Source organism: Streptomyces sp. NPDC001507, from assembly GCF_042894765.1.
Classification (GTDB): Bacteria; Actinomycetota; Actinomycetes; order Streptomycetales; family Streptomycetaceae; genus Streptomyces.
Map to the genome: position 1 here is coordinate 259,791 of NZ_JBIAVV010000005.1, position 21,822 is coordinate 281,612.

A 21,822-nucleotide genomic window follows, 5' to 3' on the forward strand; every position below is an offset into this window, starting at 1 on the left:
CCTGTCCCTAAAAGAGTCGCGGATCGTCGAAGACACCGGACGCGAGCAGGTAGACGTAGAAGTCGGCGAGCGCCACGCTCACCAACGACGCCCAGGCGAGCAGCATGTGCCGGGCGTTGAGCCGGCCCACGAACTGCCATGCCTTGTAGCGCACGGGGTGTTTGGAGAAGTGCTTGAGCTTGCCGCCGACGATGTGCCGGCAGGAGTGGCAGGACAGCGTGTACGCCCAGATCAGCACGATGTTGACCACGAAGACGAGGGTGCCGAGGCCCATGTGGCCCCAGCGTTCGTGGGTGTCCCGGAAGGAGAGCACCGTGTCGTAGGTCAGCACGCAGGCGACCAGCAGGGCGAAGTAGAAGAAGTACCGGTGGACGTTCTGCAGGATCAGCGGGAAGCGGGTCTCACCGGTGTACTTCGCGTGCGGCTCGGCCACCGCGCAGGCGGGCGGGGACGCCCAGAAGCTGCGGTAGTACGCCTTGCGGTAGTAGTAGCAGGTCAGGCGGAACCCCAGCGGGAAGATCAGGATGATGATCGCCGGGGAGATCGCCCACCAGCTGCCGAAGACGTCGGCGTTCGGGCCGGACGGCATGGTCTTGCAGTTCTCGGCCAGACAGGGCGAGTAGAACGGCGAGACGTACGGCGCCGAGTAGTAGTGCGCGTTCGAGAAGGCCCGCCACGTCGAGTAGACGACGAACGCGAACAGACCGGCCGCGGTGACGGCGGGCGCCAGCCACCAGCGGTCGGTCCGCAGGTGCGGGGCGGAGATCGCGGCGCGCGTACCGGTGCGTACGCCGCCGCTGTTCGGATGTGGTTCCGTACCAGTGGCCAAGGGGATGACTCCGGTCGGTTCGGGGGTCGGGGCCTGCGGGCGGGCACTCCTAGGGGGCGTGCCGGTCGCGGGCGCCGAGACCCTCGTCGTCCGTGTCCGTCCACAGGTTGATGTCGTACGGGTCGTCGGAGATGGTCACGAGCTCGGGGCGTTTGCCCGGGGAGCCGGTCTTGGCCGCCTCCCGCAGCAGTGCCACGCTCTCGCGCAGGTGATCGGCGTCGGATCGGACGCGGCGCATCTCCAGGCCGCCGCTCCCGAGCTGCTGCTCCAGGCGGCCGACGGACCGGTTCAGGTCTTCTAGGCAACGCTGGACTGACGTCAGGTCGTCGTGCACGGACATGACGTGACCTCACTTCCGCGGACTTCGGTGTCCAAGGCGGCAACGTTCATGCGCCTGCGAGTGTTGCGCGTCACACCTGCCGATGTGAAGCCATGTGCAGCGATTGGCGGATTGCGCGCCTCCGTCGCACGCCCGCACGCGCTCTGTGTGCGCCGGGAAAGAGCACGGCATTGCGCCGCACGGGTGGCCTTTGGCAGCCCCGGCCGCCGTGTCGTCCCCGGCCGACGGACCTCGTCCATTTCAGTGGGGTCCGTACTTCTGACGTACATGTGATCAACTCCAAAATACCCCCAAATGTGAACAGACCGCACCCAAGGGGCCTCCCGGAGGTAAGCAGAGATGTCTCACCAGGGCGTCAGCCGTAGCGCCCCGTCAGGGGCGCGGGGAACTGCGCGACCAGCCCCCACGGACCCGCAGCCACACCACGGCGGCACAGCGCGGCGCTACCAGCGAAGCCTCGCCTTCCTCGCCGCCGGCGCCCTCGCCGTCCCCCTCCTCGCCGGCTGCGGCTCCGACGACGAGGCCAGCAAGCCGCTCGCCGGGCAGGACATCGTGCCGGTCGCCCGGGACGCGGTCGCCGAGGGCGGCACCCTGAAGATGGCCGTGGACGCCGTACCGGAGACCCTCAACACCTTCCAGGCCGACGCCGACGCGGGCACCACCCGGGTCGCCCAGGCCGTCCTGCCGTCGATGTTCACCATCGACGCCACCGGGAAGCCGGTCCGCAACCCCGACTACCTGGAGTCCGCGAAGGTCATCGAGACCGAGCCCCGCCAGGTCGTCCTGTACAAGCTCAACCAGCAGGCCGTCTGGAGCGACGGCCGGGAGATCGGCGCCGCCGACTTCGCCGCCCAGTGGCGTGCCCTGTCCGGCAAGGACTCCGCCTACTGGACCGCCCGCAACGCCGGCTACGACCGCATCGCCCAGATCGAGCGCGGAGCCAACGACCTGGAGGTCCGGGTCACCTTCGACCGGCCGTACGCCGACTGGAAGTCGCTGTTCTCGCCGCTGTACCCGAAGGACGTCATGGGCACCCCGGACGCCTTCAACGACGGCGCCCGCCGCAAGCTCACCGTCACCGCGGGCCCCTTCCGGGTCGACAAGGTCGACACCGCCAAGAAGGACGTGGTCCTCACCCGCAACCCGCGCTGGTGGGGCCGCCCGGCCAAGCTCGACGAGATCGACCTGCACGCGGTGGACCGGGCCAAGCGGGCCACCGCGCTCGCCGACGGCACTGTGGACGTCGCCGACATCGACGTCGCCGACGCCGACCGGATCACCGTCGCCGGCCGCGAGAAGGGCACCGGCCTGCCGTTGCAGGGCGCCGGGAAGACCTCGGCCAAGAAGCTGCGGTCCTGGGCGCTGACCCTCGGCATGGACGAGGAGAAGCTGCCGAAGGGGCCGAAGAAGCTCCGCAGGAGCATCGCGAAGTGGCTGGAGCAGCAGCACGAGCTGCGCGACTTCGGCGTCCGCAAGTCGCTGGAGCCCGCCTACACCCAGCTCGCCCTCAACGGCTCCGAGGGCCCGCTCGCCGACGAGCGGGTGCGCCGGGCCGTCGCCCGCGCCCTGGACCGCCAGGCGCTCGCCAGGCTGGTCCTCACTCCGCTGGGGCTTCCCGCGGTGCCGGTCGGCAGCCACGTCGCCCTGTCCGGGCAGGCCGCCTACACGGACGGCAGCGGGGCGATCGGCGGCCTCGACACCCACGAGGCGCAGGCCCTGCTCGCCGACGCGGGCTGGGTGGCCGGCGGCCCGGTCAAGGCCGGCGGCAAGGCGGCCGGCGCCGAGGACGGGGAGAAGGCCGACAAGAAGAAGGACGACAGCGAGCAGGGCGACGAGTCGGACGGCGGGCACGACGGGCAGTACATCGTCGGCGAGGACGACAAGGGCCCGGACGACAAGGGCACGGACGACAGGGACACCCGCGACCACCAGAAGGACCACGCCCACGGGGCGCCCGGTGCGTACGCGCCGAAGGGCACGGCGGCACCCAGGGGGGCGGGGGCGCCGGCCGGGCCGCTGGCCAAGGACGGGAAGGCGCTCTCGCTGCGGTTCGTGCTGCCCTCGGGGCCGGGCTCGGAGACCCTCCAGGCGGTCGCCGGCCAGATCTCGCAGATGCTGGACCGGGTGGGCATCGCGACCGAGATCCACAAGGTCTCCGACGACAGCTACTTCAAGGACCACGTCGCGGCCGGGCAGTACGACCTCGCCCTGTACTCGTGGCCGTCCTCCGCGTTCCCGGCGACGGACGCGCGGCCGATCTACGCGAAGCCGGTGGTGGCGGCCGACGGCTCCCTGAACGTCGAGCAGAACTACACGCGGGTCGGCACCGACCAGGTGGACCAGCTCTTCGACCAGGCGCTGGGCACGCTGGACGAGGACGAGGCGGACGGGCTGCTGCGCAAGGCCGACTCCAGGATCTGGGCGTCGGCCGGGTCGCTGCCGCTGTACCAGCGGCCGCAGCTCGTGGGCGCCCGGAAGGACCTGGTGAACGTGGGTGCCTTCGGCTTCCAGACACCGGTGTACCAGGACATGGGGTTCCTGAAGAAGGGGGCGAAGGTGTCGCCGAGCCCGAGCAAGGGGTAGGGCGGTTCGGCCGGTCGTCGGGTGCGGGTCGTGGGGGCTGGTCGCGCAGTTCCCCGCGCCCCTTGGGTCGGCCCGGCGAGCCTCCGCTGGAGAGTGCACGTACCATGGGGTGAGGCCGTGGCGTGTTCAGCCCGGCAGGCCCGCGTCACACGGACGTACGCAGAGGGCCTTCTCAACACCCCGGGAGTACGCCGCACTATGGCCACGCGCCACGACATCCGCAACGTCGCCATCGTCGCCCACGTCGACCACGGCAAGACGACCATCGTCGACGGCATGCTGAAGCAGGCCGGCGCGTTCGCCGCGCACCAGCTCGAAGGCGTCGACGACCGCATGATGGACTCGAACGACCTGGAGCGTGAGAAGGGCATCACGATCCTCGCCAAGAACACGGCGGTGAAGTACCACCCCAAGGACGGCGGGGAACCGATCACCATCAACATCATCGACACCCCCGGCCACGCCGACTTCGGCGGCGAGGTCGAGCGCGGTCTGTCGATGGTCGACGGTGTGGTGCTCCTCGTCGACGCCTCCGAGGGCCCGCTGCCGCAGACCCGGTTCGTGCTGCGCAAGGCGCTCCAGCAGCGCCTGCCCGTCATCCTGTGCATCAACAAGACGGACCGCCCGGACTCCCGCATCGACGAGGTCGTCAACGAGACGTACGACCTCTTCCTCGACCTGGACGCGGACGAGGAGCAGATCGAGTTCCCGATCGTCTACGCCTGCGGCCGCGACGGCATCGCCTCGCTGACCAAGCCGGAGAACGGCACGGTCCCGGCCGACTCCACCAGCCTGGAGCCGTTCTTCTCCACGATCCTGGAGCACATCCCGGCCCCGACCTACGACGAGGAGGCCCCGCTCCAGGCGCACGTCACCAACCTGGACGCCGACAACTTCCTCGGCCGTATCGCGCTGCTCCGCGTCGAGCAGGGCGAGCTGCGCAAGGGCCAGACCGTCACGTGGATCAAGCGCGACGGCACGATGTCCAACGTGCGCATCACCGAGCTGCTGATGACCGAGGCGCTGACCCGCAAGCCCGCGGAGAAGGCCGGTCCCGGTGACATCTGTGCCGTCGCCGGTATCCCGGACATCATGATCGGTGAGACCCTCGCCGACACCGAGAACCCGATCCCGCTGCCGCTGATCACGGTGGACGAGCCCGCGATCTCCATGACCATCGGCACCAACACCTCGCCGCTGGTCGGCCGTGGCGGCACCGGCAAGGGCGCCGACAACAAGGCGGCCGTCAAGGACCGCAAGGTCACCGCCCGCCAGGTCAAGGACCGCCTCGACCGCGAACTGATCGGTAACGTCAGCCTCCGGGTCCTGGACACCGAGCGCCCCGACGCCTGGGAGGTGCAGGGCCGCGGTGAGCTGGCGCTGGCCATCCTGGTCGAGCAGATGCGCCGCGAGGGCTTCGAGCTGACCATCGGCAAGCCTCAGGTGGTCACCAAGGACGTCGACGGCAAGACGTACGAGCCCGTCGAGCGCATGACGATCGACGTGCCCGAGGAGCACATGGGCGCGGTCACCCAGCTCATGGGCGTCCGCAAGGGCCGTATGGACAACATGTCGAACCACGGGTCCGGCTGGGTCCGCATGGAGTTCGTGGTGCCGTCGCGCGGTCTGATCGGCTTCCGGACCGAGTTCCTGACCCAGACCCGTGGTACCGGCATCGGTCACTCGATCCACGAGGGCTTCGAGCCCTGGTTCGGCACCCTGCAGACCCGTAACAACGGCTCGCTGGTCGCCGACCGCGCCGGAGCCGTCACCGCCTTCGCGATGACGAACCTCCAGGAGCGCGGCGTGCTGTTCACGGACCCCGGCACCGAGGTGTACGAGGGCATGATCGTCGGTGAGAACTCCCGCTCCGACGACATGGACGTCAACATCACCAAGGAGAAGAAGCTCACCAACATGCGGTCTTCGTCGGCCGACTCGTTCGAGGCGATCGTGCCGCCGCGCAAGCTGTCGCTGGAGCAGTCGCTGGAGTTCTGCCGTGACGACGAGTGCGTCGAGGTGACCCCGGAGGCCGTTCGCATCCGCAAGGTGAACCTGGACGCCCGCGAGCGTGCGCGCGCCGCCAGCCGCGCCAAGCACGGCTGATCGCGCCTGATCGCCGGAGATCGGAGCCCGGGTGCCCCCATGATGGGGTGCCCGGGCTTTCGGCAACCTGCGGGAAGGGAAGGATCAGGCAGGTCGTGCGACCGTGATGATCTCGGGGCTGCCGGGGGTGACCGGCCCTCGGGTCCAGTCGCCGTACTGCTCGGCGACGGTGAGACCGGCCTCGGTGAGGAAGTCGGCGAGGCGTTCGGGCCCGAGGAAGCGCAGAGTCGCCCTGCTGACCCGGGGGCGGTCCCAGGAGGGGCCTTCGAAAGTCTCCGTGAAGGTGATGCGGTCGCCGACGGGAGGACCGAGCAGCTCGTACCGGACGCGTACGGCCGAGCCGTCGGCGCCGGGCACCTCGCGCATCCGGTCGGGGGTCCAGTTCTCCCAGGCCCGGGCGGTCGGGTTCCGGGTCTCGAACACGAACCGGCCGGTGGCGGAGAGAGCGCCGCGTACGGCGGTCAGCGCTCTGCGCAACTCCTCGTCCCCGAGCAGAACTTGGAAGACGTGACCGGTCATCAGGACGAGGTCGAAGTCGTGGCCGTGCCAGAGGCGGCTGCGCAGATCGCCGAGCACCCACTCGACATTGGGGTCGCCCTGCCTGGCCTGCACCAGCATCGCCGCGGCCGGATCGAGCCCCATGAGCCGCCCGCCGTGGCCGTCCCTGCGGGCCCGCCGCAGCAACTGTCCCGTACCGCAGCCGACATCGAGCACGGATCCGGCGGACATCACCAGGTCCAGGTAGAAGTCGTCACCCGGCCCCCAGGGATTGAGGCTGTCGTAGAGCGCGGCGAGTGAGAGATCCGCGTACGAATGATCGACCACCGCGGCAGTGTGTCACATGATCTTGAACGGGCGGTCGGGAACGGCCCTCTTCATGAACTCCTCTCAACTTCACGGGCATTGGGGGTGACAGCACGGGTAACTCGGTTGGCCGGGCGCGATCGTTCTGTGACCATCCCTGCATGCTCAAGCTCAATGATGACCTCGGACACCTTTCCTACGACATCGCCGGCGACGGTTCGCCCGTCGTGCTCGTGCACGCCGGCGTCGCCGACCACCGCATGTGGGACGCGGTCGTGCCGGCTCTCGCCGAACGGCACACCGTGATCCGGTACGACCTGCGCGGCTTCGGCGAGTCCGCGCTCCCGACCGGAGCCTTCCGTGAGACCGACGACCTCCGCGGCCTTCTGGACCATCTCGGCCACGAACGGGTCCGGCTGGTGGGCGCCTCCTGGGGTGGGCGGGTGGCCTTGGACTTCGCGCTCACGCACCCGGACCGGGTGCACTCCCTCGCGATGTTCTCCGCGCCCTGGCCGCGATACCAGTGGTCCGCGGACATGATCGCTTACGACGAGGCCGAGACCGCGGCCCTGGAGGCGGGTGACCTGGACGACGCCGTACGTATCAACCTGGACATGTGGCTGCGCGGGCCGGTTCGCGGCTGGGGCGACGTGGCCGAAGGGCTGGCCGAGCGGCTCCGCGGTCCATTGAGGAGATCTCTGTCGAACCAGGCCATTGTGGGTCAATACTCCCAGGGTCCTGAGGCCGGCGACCTTGCCGCTGTCTCCGTCCCCACCCTGGTGGGTGTCGGTAAACTCGACGTCGCCGACTTCCAGGACATCGCCCGCCGGTATGCCGCGGAGATCCCGGACGCCACCTTCGTCGAGTTCGCGACCGCAGCCCACCTCGTCGCCATGGACGCGCCCAGCGCGCTCGCTGCGGCGCTCAACCCGTTCCTCGCCCGCTAGGACGTGTGTCGGGAAACACGCCGCCAGGTGTCGCAGGGGGCGGGAGTAGGGAAAACCCTACTTCTCGCCGCGAAGCCGTAAAGACGGCCCGTACGGCACTACGCTGCTGGCAGTGTGCGTCCCGTCTCTCCTCGTGCGCACTTGCCGGGTTTCCGCAACTGGATTTTCATCCGACACGCGTTCGGTATACGGACATGCAAGCCCGATAGGTGTGTAACAAGTCCGTTTCGCAGGGATCTTTCTGCTAACCCTTTGTCCGGATTTTGGAAGATGTTCGCGCGATGTGTGATCGAACCGAGACCTTATGAGTGTGGTTCGGTCATGGCGTATGGCAGATAGTTAGGCGCGTAGAGCCCGGATGTACGGGTCATGCGCTGGGTGGCGCTGACCTGCGGGCACGGGAAGTACACCTCACGGTTTCAGGCGCCGGTGACGGCGAAGTGTCGTGTGCTTCCCTCTGCGGTGAATCAATGGACTCATGAGGAGGAGCCCCATGCGTGGTGCCAAGAGCGCCAAATGGGTTGCGATAGCCGCCGTTGTGGCGCTGGGTGCGACGGCCTGTGGTGGCGGGGGTAGCGACGACACCTCGGGCAAGGGCAAGGGCAATGGCGTCGTGTCGGTGGAGATCGGCGAACCGCAGAACAGCCTGGTTCCCACCAACACGTACGAGACCGAGGGCGGCCAGGTCATCAACGCCCTCTTCACGGGTCTGACCAAGCTTGACGCCGACAACAAGGTCGTCAACGCCATGGCGGAGTCGATCGAGTCCAAGGACAACAAGGTCTGGACGATCAAGCTGAAGTCGGGCTACACGTTCCACAACGGCGAGAAGGTCACCGCCCAGTCCTTCGCCGACGCGTGGAACTACGGCGCCAACCAGACCAACGCCCAGCAGACCAACCCGCTGTTCAGCCACATCCAGGGCTACGGCGACCTGAACCCCGGCGAGGGCAAGAAGCCCAAGACCGACAAGCTGTCCGGTCTGAAGGTCGTCGACGACAGCACCCTCCAGGTCACGCTGAGCGGTCCGTTCTCGGCGTTCCCGTCGCAGCTGTCCTTCACCGCGTTCGTCCCGCTGCCCAAGGCGTTCTTCAAGGACCCCAAGGGCTTCGGCGAGGCCCCGATCGGCAACGGCCCCTTCGAGATGAAGGGCAAGTTCAAGCACAACGAAGAGATCGACGTCACGAAGTACGCCAAGTACCCGGACGCCTCGAAGATCGAGGTCAAGGGCGTCAACTTCAAGATCTACTCGGACCTGGACACCGCCTACAAGGACGTCGTCGCGGGCAACCTCGACACGCTGCTGACGATCCCCACCTCGGGCCTCCCGACGTACCACAAGGACCTCGCGGGCCGTTACATCGACGAGCCCGACTCGGCCGTCGGTTACATCGGTTTCCCGATCAAGTACAACAAGGCCTTCCAGAACGCGGACCTCCGCAAGGCCATCTCCATGTCGATCGACCGCAAGACGATCGCGGACAAGGTCTTCCTCGGTTCCCGTACGCCCGCGGACGACTACATCAGCCCGATCATCGACGGCTACCGCAAGGGCGCCTGCGGCGAGGCGTGCACCTACAACCCGACCAAGGCCAAGGAGCTCTACAAGCAGAGCGGCGGCCTGCCGGGCAACACGCTGGAGATCGGCTACAACGCGGACGGCGGCCACAAGGAGTGGGTCGAGGCCGTCGCGAACCAGATCCAGCAGGCCCTCGGCGTCAAGGTGACGGCCAAGCCGTTCGAGCAGTTCCAGACGATCCTCAACGACCTGGACGCCAAGAAGTACCAGGGCTCGTTCCGGATGGCCTGGAGCATGGACTACCCGGACATGGAGGACTACCTCCGTCCGGTCTTCTCCAAGGACGCCATCGCCAACGGCTCGAACTACTCCGGCTACGTCAACGAGAACTTCGAGAAGCTCCTCGTCCAGGGTGACCAGGCCCCGACGCACGAAGAGGCCGTGAAGAAGTACCAGCAGGCCGACGACGTCCTCCTCAAGGACCTGCCGTACATCCCGGTGTACTTCTACACCCTGAACACCGGCTTCAGCGACAAGATCAAGTCGATGAAGATCGCCGGTCACCAGATCCTGTGGGACACGGTCAAGCTCAACTGACCGGGTTCTGAACAGTTCTGACACAGAGCGGTACGGGGTGAGCAGGGGGAGGAACGACCTTCCCCTGCTCACTCCTGCTGCCGTCTCCCGTCCGACCGTGCCGATCCCCTCCGGTCGCGGTCGGGTCGAGCACCCCCCTCTGGAGTACCCATGGGCCGATACGTCGTGCGCCGCCTCCTGCAGGTGATCCCTGTGGTGATAGGCGTCACGTTCATCATCTTCTGCCTGGTCTTCGCTCTGCCCGGCGACCCGATCCAGGCACTGGCCGGCGACAAGCGCGCCGACCCCAACATCGCGGCGATCCTTCGCGCGCACTACCACCTCAACGAGCCGCTCTACCAGCAGTACTGGCACTACATCAGCGGCGTGTTCACCGGTGACCTCGGTGAGACGTACAACGGACGTGCCATCTCGGACATCGTCTCCCAGCGGTTCCCCGTCACCCTGAAGCTGGGTCTGACGGCGTTCGCCATCGAGGCCGTCATCGGCATCCTGGCGGGCATCTTCTCCGCCCTGAAGCGGGGCAAGTTCATCGACAACGTCGTGCTGATCTCGACGCTCGTCCTGATCTCGATCCCCGTCTTCGTGCTCGGCAGCGTGCTCCAGCTGGAGTTCGGTGTGAACCTCAAGGCCACACCCGTCGCCGGCATCGAGAAGGGCTGGCCGCAGAGCTACATCCTCCCGGCCATCGTGCTCGCCTCGACCTCCATGGCCTACATCGCCCGCCTGGTGCGCACCAGCATGACCGAGTCCAACCGCGCGGACTACGTCCGTACCGCGGTGGCCAAGGGCCTGCCGCGGTGGCGGGTCATCGGCGTGCACTCGCTGCGGAACTCCCTGATCCCGGTGGTCACCTTCCTCGGCTTCGACCTGGGCGCCCTCATGGGCGGTGCCATCATCACCGAGCGCGTGTTCAACCTGCCCGGTATCGGCGGTCAGCTGGCCCAGTCCGTGTATCTGCGGGAACGGCCGGTCGTGGTCGGTCTGGTGACCCTGCTCGTCCTGATCTACCTGGTCGCCAACCTCCTCGTAGACCTGCTGTACGCCGTGCTCGACCCGAGGATTCGCTATGAGTGAGAAGACGATAGAGAGGCCCACCACCGACGAGGCCGCCATCGCCAAGGAGATCGAGGCCGAGGAGAAGGCCGCGGCCCGGCAGGCGAGCCTGCTCAAGGACGGCTGGGCGGACCTGCGCAAGCGGCCCATGTTCCTGGTGACGGCCTTCATCATCGTGTGCCTGCTCGCCCTGGCGATCGCACCCAGCCTGTTCACGGGCCGTTCCCCGTTCTCGGACGGCTTCTGCCAGCTGCAGAACTCCATGAACGGACCGTCCTCCGGGCACCTCTTCGGCTACGACGTCCAGGGCTGCGACATCTACACCCGTACCGTGTACGGCACCCGCAACTCGATCGTCGTCGGTGTGGTCACGACCTTGGTCACCACGCTGATCGGCGGTCTGCTGGGCATGCTGTCCGGTCTGATCGGTGGCTGGGTCGACGCGCTGCTGTCCCGGATCACCGAGGTGTTCTCCGCCCTGCCGCTCATCGTCGGCGGTCTGCTGATCATGTCGATCTGGGGCGGCGGCGACGTGTGGTCGGTGTCGTTCATCATGGCGATCCTCGGCTGGCCGCAGGTCTTCCGGATCATGCGCGGCGAGGTCATCGGCAATAAGTACAACGACTATGTGATGGCCGCCCGGGCGCTGGGCGCGGACTCGGGACGGATCGCCTTCCGGCACATCCTGCCGAACACGCTCGCCCCCGTCATCGTCATCACCACCATGAACCTGGGCGTCTACATCGCCGCCGAGGCCGCCCTGTCCTACCTGGGCATCGGCATCCAGTACCCGAACATCTCCTGGGGCGTCATGATCAGCGACGCCCAGGACCGGTTCCTGACCAGCCCGCACGCGCTGCTGTTCCCGGCAGGTGCGCTGAGCATCACCGTGCTGGCCTTCATCGTGCTCGGCGACGTGGTCCGCGACGCCTTCGACCCCAAGATGCGCTGAGGGAGGCGTACGTGACCATCATCGACCCGACGGACGCCGTCCAGGCACCGCGTCCCGGTGACCCCGAACGGAGCGGTCCGCTGCTCGAAGTGCGCGACCTGCACGTCGAGTTCCAGACCCGCGAGGGAGTCGTCCGCGCCGTCAATGGCGTGAACTACTCCGTGAACTCCGGAGAGACCCTCGCCGTGCTCGGCGAATCCGGCTCCGGCAAGTCCGTGACCGCGCAGGCGATCATGGGCATTCTCGACATGCCGCCCGCCCGCATTCCCAAGGGCGAGATCCGCTTCTACGGCCAGGACATGCTCACCATGTCCGACGAGGCGCGGCGCAAGCTGCGCGGTGCCCGGATCGCGATGATCTTCCAGGACGCCCTCTCCTCGCTGAACCCGGTGCTCTCCGTGGGCTACCAGCTCGGCGAGATGTTCCGCGTCCACCAGGGCATGTCCAAGAAGGACGCCAAGGCCAAGGCGATCGAGCTGATGGACCGGGTGAAGATCCCGGCCGCCGCGGCCCGGGTGAACGACTACCCGCACCAGTTCTCCGGCGGTATGCGCCAGCGCATCATGATCGCGATGGCGCTCGCCCTGGAACCGGACCTGATCATCGCCGACGAGCCGACCACCGCGCTCGACGTGACTGTCCAGGCCCAGGTGATGGACCTGCTCGCGGAGCTGCAGCGCGAGTACCAGATGGGCCTGATCCTCATCACCCACGACCTCGGTGTCGTGGCGGACGTGGCCGACAAGATCGCCGTGATGTACGCGGGCCGGATCGTGGAGACCGCGCCGGTGCACGAGCTGTACAAGCGGCCCGCGCACCCGTACACCCGCGGCCTGCTCGACTCGATCCCGCGCCTGGACCAGAAGGGCCAGGATCTGTACGCGATCAAGGGCTTGCCGCCCAACCTGCTGAAGGTGCCCAGCGGTTGTGCCTTCAACCCGCGCTGCGAGAAGGCGCAGGACATCTGCCGCACCGACCGTCCGCTGCTGGTCCCGGTGACCGAGCCCGACGGCACGGAACTGCCGGGCCGCGCCAGCGCGTGCCACTTCTGGAAGGAGACGATCCATGGCTGAGCCGACCAAGACCGACGGGCCGGCGGACGCGACGCCGAACGTCTCCGACGTGGAGGTCGCGGACGTGCACACCGAGGCAGAGGCGGTCGCCGTCCTCGAGAAGCCGGTGGACCGGGGTGAGCCCATCCTGCAGGTGCGCAACCTCGTCAAGCACTTCCCGCTGACGCAGGGCATCGTCTTCAAGCGGCAGATCGGCGCGGTGAAGGCCGTCGACGGCGTCTCCTTCGACCTGTACCAGGGCGAGACCCTGGGCGTCGTGGGCGAGTCCGGCTGCGGCAAGTCGACCGTCGCCAAGCTCCTGATGAACTTGGAAAAGGCCACGGCCGGCGAGATCTTCTACAAGGGCCAGGACATCACCCGGCTCTCCGGGAAGGCGCTCAAGGCCGTCCGCCGGAACATCCAGATGATCTTCCAGGACCCGTACACCTCGCTCAACCCCCGGATGACGGTCGGCGACATCATCGGCGAGCCCTTCGACATCCACCCCGAGGTGGCTCCTAAGGGCGACCGGCGCAAGCGGGTCAAGGAGTTGCTGGACGTCGTGGGGCTCAACCCCGAGTACATCAACCGGTACCCGCACCAGTTCTCCGGCGGCCAGCGGCAGCGCATCGGCATCGCGCGCGGCCTGGCGCTCAACCCAGAGGTCATCATCTGCGACGAGCCGGTCTCTGCCCTGGACGTCTCCGTCCAGGCCCAGGTCATCAACCTGATGGAGGGTCTGCAGGACGAGTTCAACCTCTCCTACATCTTCATCGCCCACGACCTGTCGATCGTGCGGCACATCTCGGACCGGGTCGGGGTAATGTACCTCGGCAAGATCGCCGAGATCGGCACCGACGAGCAGATCTATGAGCACCCGACGCACCCCTACACCCAGGCGCTGCTGTCGGCGGTGCCGGTGCCCGACCCACAGGACCGCGAGCGGCGCGAGCGGATCATCCTGACCGGCGATGTACCCTCCCCGGCCAACCCGCCGTCCGGCTGCCGGTTCCGTACCCGCTGCTGGAAGGCCGAGGACAGGTGCGCCCAGGAGGTGCCGCTGCTTGCGATCCCGGAGCGGTTCAAGGGCACGGACACCCCCGCGGCCCACGAGTCGGCCTGCCACTTCGCCGAGGAGAAGGACATCGTCCACGCGGCGTGAGACTTCACCGCAGGACAACGGTTCCCGGCACTCCCGACAGGGCGCCGGGAACCGGCGTTTCCAGGAGGCCGCACCGGTGGCCTCCGAAGTGCCGGAAGTCCGGCTCACGCCGTGATGCGGGCGCGGTCCCAGTGACAGGCCACCTGCTGGCCTGCGCCTCCGTCCAGTACCTCCAGGTCGTGGGCGCGGCACTTGTCCGCCACGCCGGCCCGCTCCGCCTCGCCGCTCGCCAGCACCTGGCAGCGGGCGTGGAAGCGGCAGCCGACGGGGATGCGGGAGGGGTCGGGGGGTTCGCCGGTCAGCACCACGGGCTCGCCCGGTGCCTCGGGCAGCACCGACAGCAGCGCCTGGGTGTACGGGTGCCGAGGGGCCGTCAGGACCTGTTCGACGTCGCCAGTCTCCACGATCCGGCCCAGGTACATCACCGCGACCCTGTCGGCGATGTTCCACGCCAGGCCCAGATCGTGCGTGACCACCAGGGCGGACAGGCCCAGTTCGGCGCGCAGGCGCAGCAGCAGTCCGAGGATTTCGCCGCGCACGGAGGCGTCGAGGGAAGCCACCGGTTCGTCGGCGACGATGAGTTCGGGCTCCAGGACCAACGCGCCCGCGATGACAACTCGTTGCCGCTGGCCCCCGGACAGCTCGTACGGATAGCGCAGGAAAAACCGCTCCGCCGGCCGCAGCCCCGCATGCGTGAGCGCAGCGGCGACCGCCGCCCGTTCGTCCCGGGCACCGCCGTGGATCCGCAGCCCCTCGGCCACCGCGTCGTAGACGGTGTGCCGCGGATTCAGCGAGCCCGTGGGGTCCTGCAGTACCAACTGGACGCGCCCGCGATACGCCTTCAGCGCCCGTGAGGAGTACTCCAACGGCTTGCCCGCGAAGGAGATCCGGCCCGCGCTAGGTGTGACCAGACCGAGTAGTGAGCGGGCCAGCGTTGTCTTCCCGCAGCCCGACTCGCCGACCAGCGCCACGATTTCTCCGGTGCGGATGTCGAGATCGACACCGTCCACGGCACGGGCCACGGGCGCGCCGTGCAGGCCGGGGAAGGTCACGTGCAGACCCTGGGCCCTGAGCAACGGAGTCCCGGTCGTCGTCATGTCGTGCTCCTCACGTCCCGCGCCGGACCGGCAGGTGGCGGTACCGCAGCTTCGACGTGTACGCAGGCCGCCTGCCGCCCCGGTCCCGCCGCGCGCAAACGCTGGTCCTCGACCGCGCACTCGTCCAGGGCGGCCGGACAGCGCGGATGGAAGGCACAGCCGGCCGGTAGCGCGGCCGGATCCGGCGGGTCGCCGGCCAGGCCGCTCGGGGCGAACCGCGAGGCCGGGTCGCCGATGCGCGGGAACGCCGCGGACAGTGCTTTCGCGTACGGGTGCCGAGCGTCCTCGTAGACCTCCCGGGCGGCCCCCTCCTCCACCACCCGCCCTGCGTACATCACCGCGAGCCGGTCGCAGGTGTCGGCGAGGACCGCGAGATCGTGACTGATCATGATCAGTGCCAGCCCCTGCTCGCCGACAAGTTGTTCGATCAGACGGAGGATCTGCGCCTGGATCATCACGTCCAGGGCGGTGGTCGGCTCGTCGGCGATGACGAGCCGAGGGTCGCAGGCCAGCGCCATGGCGATCATGACGCGCTGGCGCTGTCCGCCGGACAGCTCGTGCGGATACGCCCGTGCCCGCGCGGCCGGCAGCCCCACCTGTTCCAGAAGCTCGCCGGTGCGCTTCTTCGCGGTCGCCGCGGTCGCCCGGCCGTGCAGCAGGACCGGCTCGGCGATCTGGTCACCGACGCGCTGCACCGGGTTGAGGGAGTGCATGGCGCCCTGGAATACGATCGAGGCGCCTGCCCAGCGCACCGCGCGCACCTGCCCCCACCGCATGGTGAGCACGTCCTCCCCGTCGAGCAGGATCTCCCCGCCGACCCGGGTGCCGGCCGGCAGCAGCCGCAACAGGGAGAGCGCCAGGGTCGACTTGCCGCAGCCGGACTCGCCCGCGATGCCGAGCTTGCGGCCGGTATCCAGAGACAGATTCACACCGCGTACCGCCCCGATCCCACCCGGGTACGTCACGGTCAGACCCCGCACCTCCAGCAGCGTCAACGGTTCACCCCCAGCCTGGGATTGAGCACGGACTCGACGGCTCGCCCGCAGAGCGTGAACGCCAGTGCCACCAGGGCGATCGCGATGCCCGGCGGTACCAGGTACCACCAGTCCCCGGCACTGACCGCCCCCGCCTCGCGCGCGTCCTGGAGCAGACCGCCCCACGAGATCACCGTCGGATCGCCGAGCCCGAGAAAGGCCAGCGTCGCCTCGGCCAGCACCGAGGAGGAGATCATCAGGGTGGTCTGTGTGAGGACCAACGGCATCACATTGGGCAGCACATGCCGGGTCATGACGTGCCAGTGCCCGCCGCCGAGCGCCTTGGCCCGCTCGATGTACGGCCGTGACTCCACCGCCAGCGTCTGGGCGCGCACCAACCGCGCCGTGGTCGGCCAGGAGGTGACGCCGATGGCGAGGATCACCGTGCCCAGGGAGCGGGACATCACGGTGGCCAGCGCAATGGCCAGCACCAGCGTGGGCATGACCAGGAACCAGTCCGTGATCCGCATCAGTACAGTCGCATACCCGCCCTTGAAGTGCCCGGCGGTGATGCCCACCACCGCGCCGATCGCCACCGACAGCGCGGCCGCGAGCAGCCCTACGAGCAGCGAGACGCGTGAGCCCCACACCACCAGGCCCAGCAGATCGCGCCCGAACCGGTCGGTGCCCAGCGGGAAATCACCGCTCGGCGCCGCCAGCGGACTGCCAGGGGCGTCGGTCACGCCGGTCACCCCGGAGCCGACGGTCAGCGGTGCGGTGAGCGCCACCAGGGCGAACAGCGCGAGCGCGGTCAGCCCGACCAGCCCGGCGCGATGGGTGCGGTAGCGCTGCCAGAACCGAAGGACGGAGCGGCGACGGCGTTGCCGGGCCAGCGCGCGCGGGCTGGGGGCGGTGTGGGCGGTCATCGGCCCACCCGGGGGTCCAGCAGCGGATAGAGCAGGTCGGCCAGGGTGTTCATGACGATCACCGCCGAGGCGAAGAAGAGGAACAGTCCCTGTACGAGGGGCAGGTCGGGAACGCTCAGGGCCTGGTAGAAGAGCCCGCCGAGGCCCGGCCAGGAGAAGACCGTCTCGACCAGGATGACGCCCGCGACGGTCCGGCCGAGGTTGACGAAGACGAGGGTGACCGTGGGCAGCAGCGCGTTGGGCACGGCGTGCCGGCGGCGTACCAGGTCGTCCCGGAGGCCCTTGGCGCGGGCCGTCGTCAGATAGTCGCTGCCCATCTCGTCCAGCAGTGCCGAGCGGGTGACCAGCAGTGTCTGGCCGTACTCCACTGCGACCAGCGTGAGCACGGGGAGCACGAGGTGATGGGCGACGTCGATGACGTATGAGAAGCCTTCCTTGCCGCCCGACTCCATGCCGCCGGTCGGGAACAGCCCCGGGACCGGGCCGAGGCCCACACCGAAGACGATGACGAGCAGCAGACCGAGCCAGAATGACGGGACGGAGTACAGGGTCAGCGCCAGACCGGTATTCAGCCGGTCGCCGAGCCGGCCGTGGCGCCAGGCCGAGCGGGTGCCGAGGAACATGCCGAGCGCGGTGTAGAGCACGAAAGCGGTGCCAGTCAGCAGCAGGGTGTTCGGCAGTGCCTCAGTGATCTTGTCGATGACCGGCGTGCGGAACTGGTACGACGTGCCGAGGTCACCGGTGAGCGCCTTGCCGCAGTAGTCGGTGAACTGCTCCCACAGCGGTAGGTCGAGCCCGAACTCCTTCCGGTATTCGGCAAGTTGTGCGGCCGAGATCGGGCGGCCGCCCGTCATGGTCTTGACCGGGTCGCCTGGGATCATCCGGAACAGGAAGAACCCGGTGACGAGGACTGCCAGCAGCGAGACCAGGGCACCGCCCAGCTTCCCGGCCACGTACCGCGGGTAGGCTGCGTCGTGGCCGGGCCGTCTCGCCTTGGCGGCCTGTGCGGATACGGCGTCGGAGACCATGAACCCCTACTCGCGGTCGTCGGCGGTGGCGCGGCGGCGCATGGCGACGAAGACCGCGGCCCCGGCGAGGACCACGACTCCCGCGACTGCACCGACGACCACCCCGGTCGAGGAGCCCCCCGAGGAGGCGCCCGCGTCGGCCGGGACCGCAGACCACCAACTCCAGTAGCCGTCCTGGCCGTAGATGTTGCCGGCGGCCCGAGGCATTGTCTCGATCGACTTGATCTGGTCGGTACGGTATGCCTCGACGGCGTTCGGGTACGCCATGACGTTCATGTACCCCAGGTCGTACAGCCGTGACTCCATCTGCTTGACGAGAGTCGCCCGTTTGGCCGAGTCGTACTCGGCGAGCTGCTTGGCGTACAGCTCGTCGTACGTCTTGTCGCAGATGAAGTTGTCGGTCGCGCCGGTGTCCTTCGGGGTGGCGGGCAGGGCCGCGCAGGTGTGGATGGAGAGGACGAAGTCCGGGTCGGGGTTGACCGACCAGCCGTCGAAGGCGAGGTCGTACTTGCCGGCGAGCCAGGGGTCGGTGACGTTGTCCAGGCAGTCAAGCGTCATGCCGATGCCGAGCTTGCCCCACCACTCCTTGAGGTACTGGCCCACGGCCTTGTCGTTCGGGTCGGTGGCGTGGCACAGGACTCGGTAGTTCAGCGGCTTGCCGTCCTTGCCGACCCGCTTGCCGTCGCCGTTCTTCCGGTAGCCGGCCTGGTCGAGTAGCCGTCCTGCCTCGACGGGGTCGTAGGTGAGCTCCTGGCTCGCGGACGGTTTCCAGAAGAACGTCGAGAAGCGTGGCGGGATGTAGCCCTGGCCCTCGACCGCCTGGCCCTGGAAGACCTTGTCGATGAGGGTCTTCCGGTCGACCGCCATGAACAGCGCGCGCCGCACCCGCTCGTCGAGCAGGGACGGGTCGCCGTCGCCGAACTTCCGCCCGTTCCTCGCCCGGGCGCCCGGGTTGGTGGCAAGGGCGTAGAAGCGGCGGCCAGGGCCGTCGTTGACGTGGATGTTCTTCTGATCCTCGAGGGAGGCCGCCTGAGCCGGTGTCAGGGCCGGCTGGCCCGCGACGAAGGAGACCTCGCCCTTGCGCAGGGCGGCCACGGCGGCGTCCTGGTCCTTGTAGTACTTGAAGACCAGCTCGTCGAACTTCGGCGCCCCGCGCCAGAAACTCTTGTTGGCCTTCAGCCGCACATAGCTGTCCGCCTTGAAGTCGGCGAGGACGAACGGCCCGTCGCCGACGACGGGGAAGGTCCTGTCGTTGTTGAACTTCGAGAAGTCCGTGACGTCCTTCCAAATGTGCTCGGGCACGATCGGCACGTCCAGGGCGGTCATCGTCGCCTGCGGCTTCTTCAGCCGGATGACCAGCCGGGTGGCGCTCGGGGCCGTCACCTCGCGGAAGTTGGCGACGAAGCTGCCGTTCGCGGTGGCGGCCGCCTCGTCCGTCATCAGCTTGTTGAAGGTCCACGCCGCGTCCTCGGCCGTCACCTTCTGCCCGTCCGACCACGTGGCGTCCGACCGGATCGTATAGGTCCAGGTGAGTTTGTCGGCGGACGGCTTCCAGTTGGTGGCGAGGCCCGGGACCGGGTGCGCGTCACCGGGGTCGTAGTCGGTGAGGTACTCGTACGTCAGCCGCAGGATGCTGGTGCTGACCAGACGCACCGCCAGGAAAGGGCTCAGCGAGTCGACGCTCTGGGCGACCGCGACGGTGAGCACCTTGCCGTCCTGAGCGGCTTGCGCCTGTTGCGGCGCCGGGTTGAGCGGGGTCGCGAGGCCCGCCGACAAGGTCAGGGCGACGGCGCCGGCGGCAGCCACGAGCCGGGGCACACGGGGGCGGGATCTTCTCGGGTGCGAACGCCTTGCACTGTACCTGGCTTGTGGGCTCATGAATCGTGACCTCGCGTCATCACTCGCACAGGGTTTCGGACTTCAGGGCCGTGTTCTCGCCTGGTGACGCCAGTTGGGCGATGAGTGTGTCTATCAGCGGCGCTCTAGGTGCGTCAACGGCGCGTGGAGCGGGCGTGGCCTGCGGAAAAGACGAGTCGATGTTCGATCCGACCGATATTGGTCCAGACCGGTGAAGAGGGGCTGGTGGAGCACTGAAGCCGACGGCGCCGCTCCCGCACGGGATGTGCTGCAAATGGATGTACCAAATGTGCGCCTTGCTCCATATCGCCCGATATTGTGCGTTGAAGGATCGGCAATCCTGAGGAGGCACTCCATGCGCGGAGCCACGCACGCCCGAGGGGCGGCCTGCGCGGTCGTGGTGGCGCTCGCCGCCACGGCCTGCGGGGGCGGCGGCGGCAGCGGGGGCGGCGGAGGCGAGAGCGGCGTGCTCAGCTCCTCCTGGGGCGACCCGCAGAACCCCCTGGAGCCGTCCAACACCAACGAGGTCCAGGGCGGCAAGGTCCTGGACATGATCTTCCGGGGCCTGAAGAAGTACGACCCGAAGACCGGCAAGGCGACGGACATGCTGGCCCAGAAGATCGACACGAGCGACTCGCAGAACTACACGATCACGCTCAAGGACGGCTGGACCTTCAGCAACGGCGAGAAGGTGACCGCCAAGTCGTTCGTCGACGCCTGGAACTACGGAGCGAGCCTCAAGAACAACCAGAAGAACGCCTACTTCTTCGGCTACATCCAGGGCTACGACAAGGTCCACCCGGCCGGCGGCTCACAGAGCGCCGACACGCTCTCCGGACTGAAGGTCGTCGACGACAGGACCTTCACCGTCGCGCTCAACCAGAAGTTCTCCAGCTTCCCCGACACCCTCGGCTACGCGGCCTTCGCCCCGCTGCCGCAGACCTTCTTCACCGACCACGCCGGCTGGCTGGCCCAACCGGTCGGCGACGGGCCGTACCGCATCGAGTCCTACACCAAGGGCTCGCAGATGTCCCTGAAGAAGTGGGACGGCTATCCCGGCGCCGACAAGGCGCAGAACGGCGGAGTGACCCTCAAGGTCTACACGGACAGCGACACCGCCTACACCGACCTCATCGCCGGCAACCTGGACCTCGTCGACGACGTTCCCGCGTCGCAGCTGAAGAACGTCAAGAACGATCTCGGCGACCGCTACATCAACACTCCGGCCGGCATCATCCAGACGCTCGCCTTCCCCTACTACGACAGCGCCTGGAGCAAGAGCGGAGCGGAGAAGGTCCGCACCGGCATCTCCATGGCCATCAACCGGAAGCAGATCACCGACACCATCTTCCAGAACACCCGCACCCCGGCCACCGACTGGACCTCGCCCGTGCTCGGCGCGGCCGGCGGCTTCAAGGAAGGGCTGTGCGGGAGCGCCTGCGACTACGACCCGGCCCAGGCCAAGAAGCTCATCCAGGAGGGCGGGGGACTGCCCGGCGGCCAGCTCAAGATCACGTACAACGCCGACACCGGCTCGCACAGGATGTGGGTGGACGCCGTGTGCAACTCCATCAACAACGCACTGGGCAACGACAAGGCGTGCGTCGGCAATCCGATCGGCACGTTCGCCGACTTCCGGAACCAGATCGGCCAGCACAAGATGACCGGGCCGTTCCGCGCGGGCTGGCAGATGGACTACCCGCTCATCCAGAACTTCCTCCAGCCGCTCTACTACACCAACGCCTCCTCCAACGACGGCAAGTGGTCCAACAAGGACTTCGACAAGCTCGTCGACCAGGCGAACGCCCAGACCGACACCGCCAAGGCCGTGTCCACCTTCCAGCAGGCAGAAGGTGTCGTCCGCGACAACATGGCCGCCATTCCGCTCTGGTACCAGAACGGCAGCGCCGGCTACTCCGAGCGGCTGTCGAATGTGGCCCTCAACCCGTTCAGCGTCCCCGTCTACAACGAGATCAAGGTCAGCTGAACCGGC

At 68.1% G+C, this 21,822-nt stretch carries 17 protein-coding genes; 9 read left to right on the forward strand and 8 right to left on the reverse strand.

From position 1 onward, the window contains the following. Nucleotides 1–7: 7 nt before the first annotated feature. Together ACFY0K_RS18390 and ACFY0K_RS18395 are read right to left on the reverse strand one after the other, a co-directional pair. On the reverse strand, nt 8–829 hold the full coding sequence (locus ACFY0K_RS18390) for a hypothetical protein (RefSeq protein WP_390640716.1): 822 nt from the start codon (nt 827–829) through the stop codon (nt 8–10). A 49-nt stretch (nt 830–878) separates the two neighbouring features. Next, the gene (locus ACFY0K_RS18395) at nt 879–1,169 is read right to left on the reverse strand and encodes a hypothetical protein (protein ID WP_351958015.1); all 291 of its coding nucleotides are present in this window, start codon (nt 1,167–1,169) and stop codon (nt 879–881) included. A gap of 339 nt (nt 1,170–1,508) precedes the next feature. On the opposite strand from ACFY0K_RS18395, the gene ACFY0K_RS18400 reads away from it, so the two are divergent. Both ACFY0K_RS18400 and typA read left to right on the forward strand, forming a co-directional pair. Further along, nucleotides 1,509–3,752 carry an ABC transporter family substrate-binding protein gene (locus ACFY0K_RS18400; protein WP_390640717.1) on the forward strand — a complete coding sequence of 748 codons (2,244 nt, stop codon included), beginning with the start codon at nt 1,509–1,511 and terminating at the stop codon, nt 3,750–3,752. Between the two features lie 198 nt (nt 3,753–3,950). Then, entirely contained in the window at nt 3,951–5,858 is a 1,908-nt protein-coding gene (typA, locus tag ACFY0K_RS18405) for a translational GTPase TypA (protein ID WP_351958013.1), read from the forward strand. 84 nt (nt 5,859–5,942) lie between these two features. Here the strand turns inward: typA and ACFY0K_RS18410 are convergent, their stop codons facing one another. Next, on the reverse strand, nt 5,943–6,683 hold the full coding sequence (locus tag ACFY0K_RS18410; RefSeq protein WP_390640718.1) for a class I SAM-dependent methyltransferase: 741 nt from the start codon (nt 6,681–6,683) through the stop codon (nt 5,943–5,945). A gap of 140 nt (nt 6,684–6,823) precedes the next feature. Here ACFY0K_RS18410 and ACFY0K_RS18415 point away from each other — a divergent pair, with 140 nt between their 5' ends. The 6 genes from ACFY0K_RS18415 (at nt 6,824) to ACFY0K_RS18440 (ending at nt 13,947) form a co-directional block, all read left to right on the forward strand. Next, a complete protein-coding gene (locus ACFY0K_RS18415; RefSeq protein ID WP_390640719.1) occupies nt 6,824–7,609 on the forward strand; it encodes an alpha/beta fold hydrolase in 786 nt (261 codons plus the stop codon). A gap of 493 nt (nt 7,610–8,102) precedes the next feature. Further along, nucleotides 8,103–9,725: an ABC transporter substrate-binding protein gene (locus ACFY0K_RS18420; RefSeq protein ID WP_390640720.1), complete on the forward strand. Its 1,623-nt coding sequence runs from the start codon at nt 8,103–8,105 to the stop codon at nt 9,723–9,725. Between the two features lie 150 nt (nt 9,726–9,875). After that, nucleotides 9,876–10,802, forward strand: coding sequence for an ABC transporter permease (locus ACFY0K_RS18425; RefSeq protein ID WP_360530442.1), 927 nt, complete (start codon nt 9,876–9,878; stop codon nt 10,800–10,802). Next, complete coding sequence (locus ACFY0K_RS18430; protein WP_390640721.1) at nt 10,795–11,733, forward strand: ABC transporter permease; 939 nt, start codon at nt 10,795–10,797, stop codon at nt 11,731–11,733. The genes ACFY0K_RS18425 and ACFY0K_RS18430 overlap by 8 nt, the downstream gene beginning before the upstream one ends. Nucleotides 11,734–11,744: 11 nt before the next feature. Then, entirely contained in the window at nt 11,745–12,806 is a 1,062-nt protein-coding gene (locus ACFY0K_RS18435) for an ABC transporter ATP-binding protein (RefSeq protein ID WP_390640722.1), read from the forward strand. Then, nucleotides 12,799–13,947 carry an ABC transporter ATP-binding protein gene (locus ACFY0K_RS18440; protein WP_390640723.1) on the forward strand — a complete coding sequence of 383 codons (1,149 nt, stop codon included), beginning with the start codon at nt 12,799–12,801 and terminating at the stop codon, nt 13,945–13,947. The genes ACFY0K_RS18435 and ACFY0K_RS18440 overlap by 8 nt, the downstream gene beginning before the upstream one ends. Before the next feature lie 104 nt (nt 13,948–14,051). Here the strand turns inward: ACFY0K_RS18440 and ACFY0K_RS18445 are convergent, their stop codons facing one another. The 5 genes from ACFY0K_RS18445 to ACFY0K_RS18465 are packed head-to-tail and all read right to left on the reverse strand — an operon-like array spanning nt 14,052 to nt 19,850. Beyond that, nucleotides 14,052–15,044: an ABC transporter ATP-binding protein gene (locus tag ACFY0K_RS18445; protein WP_390640724.1), complete on the reverse strand. Its 993-nt coding sequence runs from the start codon at nt 15,042–15,044 to the stop codon at nt 14,052–14,054. Then, the gene (locus tag ACFY0K_RS18450) at nt 15,041–16,039 is read right to left on the reverse strand and encodes an ABC transporter ATP-binding protein (protein ID WP_390640725.1); all 999 of its coding nucleotides are present in this window, start codon (nt 16,037–16,039) and stop codon (nt 15,041–15,043) included. Before ACFY0K_RS18450 ends, ACFY0K_RS18445 begins: the two co-directional genes overlap by 4 nt. Next, nucleotides 16,036–16,944: an ABC transporter permease gene (locus ACFY0K_RS18455; RefSeq protein ID WP_390640726.1), complete on the reverse strand. Its 909-nt coding sequence runs from the start codon at nt 16,942–16,944 to the stop codon at nt 16,036–16,038. Before ACFY0K_RS18455 ends, ACFY0K_RS18450 begins: the two co-directional genes overlap by 4 nt. Then, nucleotides 16,941–17,972 carry an ABC transporter permease gene (locus ACFY0K_RS18460; protein WP_390640727.1) on the reverse strand — a complete coding sequence of 344 codons (1,032 nt, stop codon included), beginning with the start codon at nt 17,970–17,972 and terminating at the stop codon, nt 16,941–16,943. The genes ACFY0K_RS18455 and ACFY0K_RS18460 overlap by 4 nt, the downstream gene beginning before the upstream one ends. 6 nt (nt 17,973–17,978) lie before the next feature. Beyond that, complete coding sequence (locus ACFY0K_RS18465; RefSeq protein ID WP_390640728.1) at nt 17,979–19,850, reverse strand: ABC transporter substrate-binding protein; 1,872 nt, start codon at nt 19,848–19,850, stop codon at nt 17,979–17,981. 334 nt (nt 19,851–20,184) lie between these two features. Here ACFY0K_RS18465 and ACFY0K_RS18470 point away from each other — a divergent pair, with 334 nt between their 5' ends. Next, entirely contained in the window at nt 20,185–21,816 is a 1,632-nt protein-coding gene (locus tag ACFY0K_RS18470) for an ABC transporter substrate-binding protein (RefSeq protein WP_390640729.1), read from the forward strand. Nucleotides 21,817–21,822: the final 6 nt, after the last annotated feature.

Excerpts from the sequence above, each read along its gene's own strand:
- ACFY0K_RS18455 (WP_390640726.1), bottom strand. The coding sequence starts at position 16,944 with ATGACCGCCCACACCGCCCCCAGCCCGCGCGCGCTGGCCCGGCAACGC.
- ACFY0K_RS18470 (WP_390640729.1), top strand. The coding sequence starts at position 20,185 with ATGCGCGGAGCCACGCACGCCCGAGGGGCGGCCTGCGCGGTCGTGGTG.
- ACFY0K_RS18395 (WP_351958015.1), bottom strand. The coding sequence starts at position 1,169 with ATGTCCGTGCACGACGACCTGACGTCAGTCCAGCGTTGCCTAGAAGAC.
- typA (WP_351958013.1), top strand. The coding sequence starts at position 3,951 with ATGGCCACGCGCCACGACATCCGCAACGTCGCCATCGTCGCCCACGTC.
- ACFY0K_RS18420 (WP_390640720.1), top strand. The coding sequence starts at position 8,103 with ATGCGTGGTGCCAAGAGCGCCAAATGGGTTGCGATAGCCGCCGTTGTG.
- ACFY0K_RS18430 (WP_390640721.1), top strand. The coding sequence starts at position 10,795 with ATGAGTGAGAAGACGATAGAGAGGCCCACCACCGACGAGGCCGCCATC.
- ACFY0K_RS18445 (WP_390640724.1), bottom strand. The coding sequence starts at position 15,044 with ATGACGACGACCGGGACTCCGTTGCTCAGGGCCCAGGGTCTGCACGTG.
- ACFY0K_RS18400 (WP_390640717.1), top strand. The coding sequence starts at position 1,509 with ATGTCTCACCAGGGCGTCAGCCGTAGCGCCCCGTCAGGGGCGCGGGGA.
- ACFY0K_RS18440 (WP_390640723.1), top strand. The coding sequence starts at position 12,799 with ATGGCTGAGCCGACCAAGACCGACGGGCCGGCGGACGCGACGCCGAAC.
- ACFY0K_RS18425 (WP_360530442.1), top strand. The coding sequence starts at position 9,876 with ATGGGCCGATACGTCGTGCGCCGCCTCCTGCAGGTGATCCCTGTGGTG.
- ACFY0K_RS18460 (WP_390640727.1), bottom strand. The coding sequence starts at position 17,972 with ATGGTCTCCGACGCCGTATCCGCACAGGCCGCCAAGGCGAGACGGCCC.
- ACFY0K_RS18415 (WP_390640719.1), top strand. The coding sequence starts at position 6,824 with ATGCTCAAGCTCAATGATGACCTCGGACACCTTTCCTACGACATCGCC.
- ACFY0K_RS18465 (WP_390640728.1), bottom strand. The coding sequence starts at position 19,850 with ATGAGCCCACAAGCCAGGTACAGTGCAAGGCGTTCGCACCCGAGAAGA.